The sequence below is a fragment of the Rhizobium sp. WW_1 genome (assembly GCF_003610155.1).
GTDB lineage: Bacteria > Pseudomonadota > Alphaproteobacteria > Rhizobiales > Rhizobiaceae > Rhizobium > Rhizobium tropici_A.
Map to the genome: position 1 here is coordinate 1 of NZ_RAIN01000048.1, position 7,211 is coordinate 7,211.

A 7,211-nucleotide genomic window follows, 5' to 3' on the forward strand; every position below is an offset into this window, starting at 1 on the left:
TCAAATCAAAGCGCGCCATCACAGCCTCCAATCGCTGAAGAAAGTGAATCACAAACCGCTCAAATCTAAAACTATTTTATGGGTATGTGACCTAGTCCGAATCCAGCGCTAATCCCATTGCGGTGGTGGTGCTCGCCATTGGTGCCAGTTGTTGAAAAATCCTGATCGTGCAATCTCAGTAAACGACGCCCTTCTGGGGCCAGACACTAACGAAAATGTGGAATCGCGAACAGGCGATAAAACGTGGGGCGAACTGCCTTTCGCTTAGGGCTTCCAAGAGCTGCCAATCACTGCTGGCTCATCTACTCCCTTAGGAAGATCGGTGAACTTTCTGGCATCTTCAGGCCTTCTACCGGGCTTGCTTGGATGAAGCATTTCATCGATCACATCGTTCGCTGATGCGATGACGCCCACTTCCTCCAATCCACGGAGCAGGCCTATGGTTGAGATCAGGTGGAGATTTGGTGGCCTGTTGAAAACCCTTAGGCCAGCGTCCTCGAACAGGATCGCGACAGGTTCATTAGCCTTGAGATAGCGTTCAAGGCCTCCATCGTCGGAGACGAAGTCGACCATTGCGAGTTCTCCGGCGTTTTTCTTGAGTTTTTGCCCAAGTCGCCGCTTTTCTCGTTCAATCTCGCCGATATCTGTCCGCTCGATCACGAACGGTGGAGAGTTGTTATCAATGAAATCTTTGACTTCGGCATCTTTCAGGTAGGAAAGATCGCTCGTCAGTTCGTCGTAGACGGCGTCTACAATGACAATCCGCATATCCAGCTCAAGGAGGAGATCGAGCCGATCTGCCACCCACAAGCTGTTGATCGGACCCGCATCAGGCAGGATGATCGTGCACCTCTTCATCCCATCCTCCAAAGCTTTGCGAAGGTGGCGGCCTGGTTTTCGATTTCGTGTGCCGGGGGAAGCGGCATGGGGAGGTCGGCGTCTCCGAGCGCGACGAGCAGGTCGGCGTAGTCCCTTAGGCCAAGGCGGCGAACAACTTCTCGCCTTGAGAGCAACCCTTTTGAATAAGCCAGAAGCGGGTCTTCGTCGGAAATTTCTCTCTCCGGTTCGGTGATTGCTTCAAAATGCTCGCGCACGATAGCGGTCATGGTTGTCCGATGTTGGGCGGCGTACGCTCTTACCCTGGCGACCAGTTCATCTGGCAAATTCATGGTAGTGTTCTTCAACATCGAGCAATCCTCCACTTGAGCCACATATATATGTGAAGCGCATCCGGGTAACAAGGTTTGGGCTAGATCGAGGCGGCCAAAAGATCTTCGACACCGCACAACTCAGGCCTTTCCGCTCTCACATGGCCAATGTTTAGGAGATCGGCCTGGATTTCCACATTTGAGTGAGTGGCTGGCTTCCAGGGCCAGGCTCTCATTCAATCGGGATCTTGGAGAAGGCCCCGACTCCCAGGTGCTCTTTAGTGTCATCAATGAGTCCACCATCGTGTCATCGATCCTGGGTTTCGTGACTCTTCTCAGCGGGCTTCTCAAGTCCCGCCATCAACCGTTTGAAGAAATAAGGTTTCCTTATCAAAATTATAGGAAATAGCTATTGTCACATAAATGAAATAGTTTTTAGCTATGAATTTGCTCGCGCCGTCCAACGTTAGCTCGTCTCCGAATGCTGGCTGGGGTCAAGTCATTGAGCAAAGGAAAGATCATGAAAACGAAATCCATTTTTGCGCTTGCAGGCCTGCTGGCCTCCGTCGCGATGCCGGCCATGGCAGCCGATGACGTCGTCACCATTTACAGCGCCGACGGCCTCCATGACGGTACGCCGAGCTGGTATGGCAACGAGTTCGACGCCTTCACCAAGGCGACCGGCGTCAAGGTTCAGTATGTCGAGGCAGGATCGAGCGGCGTTGTCGACCGCCTGTCGAAGGAAAAGTCCAACACGCAGGCCGACGTTCTCGTGACGCTGCCCCCCTTCGTACAGAAGGCTGCAAGCGAAGGTCTTCTGGCTGCCTATGCACCCAAGGGCGCCGACAAGATCGAAGCGCGCGACAAGGACCCGAAGGGCTTCTACGTCGCCATGATCAACAACTATCCGAACTTCATCTACAACAGCTCGGTATTGAAGACGCCGCCGGCGACCTATCAGGACCTGCTCGACTCCAAGTTCAAGCAGAAGATCCAGTATTCCACGCCTGGCCAGGCCGGTGACGGCACTGCCCTGATGCTGCAGGCATTCCACGCCTTCGGCGGCAAGGATGCCGGCCTCGATTACCTGAAGAAGCTGCAGGTCAACAATCTCGGCCCGTCCGCTTCGACCGGCAAGCTCACCGCGCTCGTCAACAAGGGCGAGCTTTACGTCGCCAACGGCGACCTGCAGATGAACCTTGCACAACAGGCTGACAATCCGAACATCAAGATCTTCTTCCCGGCCGGCCCCGACGGCAAGAAGACCGCTTTCCCGCTGCCTTATTATGTGGCCCTCGTTTCGGGCGCGCCGCATTCGGAAAACGGCAAGAAGCTGATCGACTTCCTGCTTAGCGAAGCCGCCCAGAAGGACGTCAGCTCGGTGGCACAGGGCCTTCCGGTTCGCACCGACGTGCATCCGACGGATGAAAACTTCAAGAAGCTGCATGCCATCATGGAAGGCATCGAAATCTGGTCGCCGGACTGGAACAAGGTGCTTGCCGACCTCAAGCAGGACGTCGATGCCTACGGCAAGGCGATCGCGAGCAACTGATGGTGATGGCGATGGCGAACACAAAGCCATCCGAGAGCGGGCGGCCGACGGAAGCGTCGGCCGCATCAGCCAAGCGGATCGCCTTCGAGAATGTCTCGGTTGCCTATAATGGCCTTACCGTTCTCGACTCGCTGAACCTGACCGTCAATCCGGGCGAGATCGTCGCCCTGATCGGCCCGTCCGGTTCGGGAAAGACGACGGCGCTGCGCGCCGTGGCGGGCTTTGTACGCCCCTCTGGCGGCCGCATCATGATCGGCGACCGCGACGTCACCAACCTCGCACCCTATGACCGCGATATCGGCATGGTGGTGCAGAACTATGCGCTCTTTCCGCATATGCGGGTCGAGGAGAATGTCGCCTTCGGATTGAGGGCCCGGCGCGTGTCTGAAGAGATTATTCGCGCCCGCGTCCCGGAAGCCTTGGCCATGGTCGGCATGGCCGCCTACGCGAAGCGCTATCCGCGCCAGCTCTCCGGCGGCCAGCAGCAGCGCGTCGCGATCGCTCGCGCCATCGCGATCCGCCCGCAGGTGCTCTTGCTTGATGAGCCGTTGTCCGCACTCGATGCACAGATCCGCCGCTCGATGGTCGATGAGCTCGCCAGGCTGCATCGCGAGCTGCCGTCGCTGACCGTGCTCTATGTCACGCATGACCAGTCGGAAGCACTGACGCTCGCCAATCATATCGGCATCATGCGCGATGGAAAGCTCCGTGCCTTCGGCGATGCCCAGTCGCTGTTTCGCTATCCGCCGAACCGCTTTTCCGCGGAGTTTCTTGGCCGCGCCAATCTCCTCGAAGTGAAGGGCGTGCAGCCGCTCGACGATCAGCGGGCACAGGTGAAGTTCGGGGATCAGGTGCTGGTCGCGCGCAACCACCATCATCTGACGGCGGGAAGCGATTGCCTGCTTTGCGCCCGGCCGCATGATTTCCGTCTCGACGAGCCCCAGGGTGACAGCAATCGGCTGACCGGTGTCGTGCGCAGCGTTCAATGGCAGGGCGATACTCATAATGTCACGCTCGACATCGCCGGACAGGAAGTCCGCATGTCCTCGGCGCCGATGAGCATGCCGCCCGTCCCCGGCGCGATGTTGACGCTTCACTTCAATCCCGCCGACGTGACCCTGGTGCCGGAGGATGGCCGTCATGGCTGATGTTGCTGTCGGAGCCATTGCGCCACGGCCGAGCTGGGACCGCCTTTGGAGTGTGCCGCCACTGCTCATCCTGGCGGTATTGTTCTTCTATCCGCTGGGCCTGATTGCCCGGCAGTCGCTCGGCGATCCCGGCACGCTCTCGTTTTCCGCATTTGCCGAGGTCCTGTCGTCTCGCGAATTCCATGAGGGGCTTCAGCACACGATCGTCATCGCGCTTGGCTCGACGGCGGGATGTCTCGTGTTCGGCTTCATTTTCTCGCTTGTGATTGCGTTCGTGCCTTTTCCCGGCGCGAAATTCTGTGGGCGCTTGATCGAGACCTTTATTGCGCTGCCGACCTTTCTGGTCACGCTTGCCTTCACCTTCATCTACGGTTCCGCCGGTCTCCTGAATGAAGGCCTGATGCGGCTGATGCAGGTAGACCTGCCGCCCGTCGACTTTCTCTATTCGCAGTGGGGTGTCATCCTGGCGGAAACGACCGTCTACACACCTTTCGTCATGCGGCCGCTGCTTGCCACTTTCTCGCAGATCGACCAGGCCCAGATCGAGGTTGCCAGCAGCCTCGGCGCGAAACCATGGCGTATCGTTCGGCAGGTCATCCTCCCGGCGGCAATGCCGGCCCTGATCGCCGGCGGCAGCCTCTGCCTGCTCCTGACGGTCAACGAGTTCGGCATCGTGCTCTTCATCGGCGCCAAGGGCGTCATCACGCTGCCGGTTCTCATTTACGCCAAGGCGATCCAGGAGTTTGACTATACGACCGCCTGTGTCATCGCCGTCGTCAATGTCGTGCTGTCGCTTGGCCTCTACAGTCTCTATCGGGCCGTCATCGCTCATTTCGGAGGCAATCGTGCTGATATGGTCTAAGTCCGGCCGGCTTCTGGTCTGGGCATTTGTCGTGCCGCTTTTTGCAGTGATCTATGGCCTACCGATCGCTGTCATTGCGCTTGCCAGTATCAGCGGGCAGTGGAATGACATCCTGCCCACCAACCTGACGCTGGCTCATTACGCCAATGCCTTCCGCAGCGACTCCTTCGACAGCCTGAAGGCAAGCATCATCACCGGCGCGATCGCAAGCATTGCCGCGCTTATCAGCGGCACCTGGGCGGCGTTGGCCCTGCGCAAGATGAAGCCTTTGCGCAAGAGCGCCCTCGATCTGATCTTCTTCGTTCCGAGTGCCGTCCCGTCCGTCTCCATCGGACTGGGCCTGCTGGTTGCCTTCAGCCAGCCGCCGCTGTTGCTGAACGGAACGCGGATGATCGTGCTGATCGCGCATTTCGTGCTGATTTCGGCCTTCACCTACGGCAATGTATCGGCCGGTCTTGCGCGCCTGCCTGTCGAATGCGAGCAGATCGCCGAAAGCCTGGGTGCTCGCCCGTTCTATCGGCTGCGGCGCGTCACGCTGCCGCTGCTGATGCCCTATCTCGTTGCGGCCTTCAGTCTCAGCTTTGCGATGTCGATGGGCGAGCTTGGTGCGACCGTCATGGTCTATCCGCCGGGCTGGGTCACCTTGCCGGTCAATATTTTCGCACTTTCCGACCGTGGCGCCATCTTCGATGCGGCAACGCTGACGATGATCCTGGGTGCGGCGACGTTGATCGTGCTCTGGGGGCTGTCGCGGCTTTCCAACAGGTCCGTCCTGCGTTGACGCCATGTTACGGAGAGCATCCAACCGAAAGCCGGTTGCCTCGTCGAGATACGCGACTTATTGAAACGGGCAGCTGTGCGATTACTCAGGGGTGGGGCTGTCTATAATGCCGTCTGTTACGCTTGCGCAAATGAAAGCCGTCGAAGCATTGGCACGCACGGGAAAATTTTCCCGTGCGGCTGAAGACCTGGGCATTAGCCAGCCCTCGGTTTCGACGCAGATCCAATCGTTCGAAGAGTTGTGTCGCACCCGCGTCTTCATCCGCGATGGTCACAATGTCAGCGTTGCGCCGTCGGCGGTCGACCTGATTGCCAAGATCCGGATCACGCTGAAATGCCTTGGCGAAGTCGATCGCGCGATCACCGATACGACGTCGCTGAACACGGGCACAATCTCGATCGGTTTTAGCGCGCACCGCCTGATCATGCCGATCCTGACTGCATTCGTTCGGGAATATCCATCGTTACGGCTGACGACGCGCGGCGGGCCTTCCCTTGATCTGGCCGATGCGGTGCTGCGCGGCGAACTCGATGTCGCCGCCGTCTCGCAGGTCGCGCCCGACAGCCGCTTTTCCTCGCTGCGCCTGCATGAATCCCGCGTGGCGATCTATGGCCGCAAGGGCGATCCGATGCTGGCGAAGGGCCGGTTGACGCTTGCCGATCTTGATGGGCGCGACATGGTGCTCTGGAACAAGGCGTCCGGCACACGCACGCTGCTCGAAGACGCAGCCTCAAAGCAGGGCGTGCGGCTGAAGCCGGTGCTTGAGGTTGCGACGCTCGACGTCGCCTACGCGGCGGCGGCCGCGGGAATTGGGCTTGCAATCTCCATCGAGGGCGAGGTTCCGCCTGACAATCACATCGAAGTCGTGCCGCTGGTCGAGCCGGAACTGGCGATTGGTCACTATCTCGTCACTCTGCCGGAGTGCCGCGACCACGCCGCCATCCAGGCCTTTTTCGATGTCGCCAAGGAACATGCGCAAGAAGTCGACGGTGGACTGCCTGCCACTTGAGTTCAGAATTATAGGTAAATCATATAATTTCTGATAATTTATAATTCTGTCATATCGTTTTGCTAGTCTCTACCCTATAGACTGACGGTCACGGTTCTATGCTGGCCGAGGAAAGGGTAAGACGATGACGAACAGGTATGATCTTGCGGTTGTTGGTGCGGGCATTGTCGGCATCGGCGTTGCGCTGGCCGCTGTGCGCCAAGGCAAGAAAGTCGTTGTCATCGAGCGTAACGCCAAGGCGGTCGGTGCCTCTATCCGCAATTTCGGCTTCGTCACCATCAGCGGGCAGAGGGCAGGTGCGCATTGGGAGCGGGCCATGCGCGCTCGTGATATTTGGGCCGGGATCGTCGACGAGGCCGGGATTGCCGTTATCCATCGCGGCCTGGTCATGCCGGCACGGCGTCCCGAGGCGGCCGTCGTGGCGGATGCCTTTTTGAGGACGCCGATGGGCGAGAAGTGCCGTCTGATGACGAAGGCCGAGGCGGCCGATCTCGTGCCGAGCCTGCGCCTGGATGGCGTCGATACCGTCCTTTACAGCCCACACGAGTTGCGCGTCGAATCCTCCGAGGCGCTGCCGAAGCTCGCCGCCTGGCTTGAGACTCAACATAAGGTCGAATTTCGGCTCTGACTCACATTTGCTGCTGTTGAGGATGATGCTTCTGCTGGTTCATCGGAGGATCAGCTATGCAGCAACGATTTCAACGGGCGAGC

8 protein-coding genes are annotated in these 7,211 nt (G+C 58.8%); 6 read left to right on the forward strand and 2 right to left on the reverse strand.

The window, feature by feature from the left end:
- Positions 1-264: 264 nt before the first annotated feature.
- A complete protein-coding gene (locus BJ928_RS38205) occupies positions 265-858 on the reverse strand; it encodes a hypothetical protein (RefSeq protein WP_047636838.1) in 594 nt (197 codons plus the stop codon).
- Positions 855-1,187 carry a hypothetical protein gene (locus BJ928_RS38210; RefSeq protein ID WP_047636839.1) on the reverse strand — a complete coding sequence of 111 codons (333 nt, stop codon included), beginning with the start codon at positions 1,185-1,187 and terminating at the stop codon, positions 855-857. Before BJ928_RS38210 ends, BJ928_RS38205 begins: the two co-directional genes overlap by 4 nt.
- Positions 1,188-1,668: 481 nt before the next feature.
- Between BJ928_RS38210 and BJ928_RS38215 the strand changes: the two genes are divergently transcribed.
- The 6 genes from BJ928_RS38215 to BJ928_RS38240 all read left to right on the forward strand — a co-directional run bounded on the left by BJ928_RS38215 (position 1,669) and on the right by BJ928_RS38240 (position 7,128).
- Positions 1,669-2,700, forward strand: a complete 1,032-nt coding sequence (locus tag BJ928_RS38215; protein WP_047636840.1) for a 2-aminoethylphosphonate ABC transporter substrate-binding protein — start codon at positions 1,669-1,671, stop codon at positions 2,698-2,700.
- An 11-nt stretch (positions 2,701-2,711) separates the two neighbouring features.
- Positions 2,712-3,848 (forward strand): ABC transporter ATP-binding protein, encoded by a 1,137-nt coding sequence (locus BJ928_RS38220; protein WP_082012052.1) that lies wholly within the window; start codon positions 2,712-2,714, stop codon positions 3,846-3,848.
- On the forward strand, positions 3,841-4,710 hold the full coding sequence (locus BJ928_RS38225; protein WP_047636842.1) for a 2-aminoethylphosphonate ABC transporter permease subunit: 870 nt from the start codon (positions 3,841-3,843) through the stop codon (positions 4,708-4,710). Before BJ928_RS38220 ends, BJ928_RS38225 begins: the two co-directional genes overlap by 8 nt.
- Positions 4,694-5,491: an ABC transporter permease subunit gene (locus tag BJ928_RS38230; RefSeq protein WP_047636843.1), complete on the forward strand. Its 798-nt coding sequence runs from the start codon at positions 4,694-4,696 to the stop codon at positions 5,489-5,491. Before BJ928_RS38225 ends, BJ928_RS38230 begins: the two co-directional genes overlap by 17 nt.
- A 106-nt stretch (positions 5,492-5,597) precedes the next feature.
- On the forward strand, positions 5,598-6,500 hold the full coding sequence (locus BJ928_RS38235; RefSeq protein WP_047636845.1) for a LysR family transcriptional regulator: 903 nt from the start codon (positions 5,598-5,600) through the stop codon (positions 6,498-6,500).
- A gap of 124 nt (positions 6,501-6,624) precedes the next feature.
- A complete protein-coding gene (locus BJ928_RS38240) occupies positions 6,625-7,128 on the forward strand; it encodes an FAD-dependent oxidoreductase (RefSeq protein WP_120296869.1) in 504 nt (167 codons plus the stop codon).
- Positions 7,129-7,211: the final 83 nt, after the last annotated feature.

What these genes read in the sequence shown, in the direction of transcription:
- BJ928_RS38205 (WP_047636838.1), bottom strand. Translation starts at nt 858, where the DNA reads ATGAAGAGGTGCACGATCATCCTGCCTGATGCGGGTCCGATCAACAGC.
- BJ928_RS38210 (WP_047636839.1), bottom strand. Translation starts at nt 1,187, where the DNA reads ATGTTGAAGAACACTACCATGAATTTGCCAGATGAACTGGTCGCCAGG.
- BJ928_RS38215 (WP_047636840.1), top strand. Translation starts at nt 1,669, where the DNA reads ATGAAAACGAAATCCATTTTTGCGCTTGCAGGCCTGCTGGCCTCCGTC.
- BJ928_RS38220 (WP_082012052.1), top strand. Translation starts at nt 2,712, where the DNA reads ATGGCGAACACAAAGCCATCCGAGAGCGGGCGGCCGACGGAAGCGTCG.
- BJ928_RS38225 (WP_047636842.1), top strand. Translation starts at nt 3,841, where the DNA reads ATGGCTGATGTTGCTGTCGGAGCCATTGCGCCACGGCCGAGCTGGGAC.
- BJ928_RS38235 (WP_047636845.1), top strand. Translation starts at nt 5,598, where the DNA reads ATGCCGTCTGTTACGCTTGCGCAAATGAAAGCCGTCGAAGCATTGGCA.
- BJ928_RS38240 (WP_120296869.1), top strand. Translation starts at nt 6,625, where the DNA reads ATGACGAACAGGTATGATCTTGCGGTTGTTGGTGCGGGCATTGTCGGC.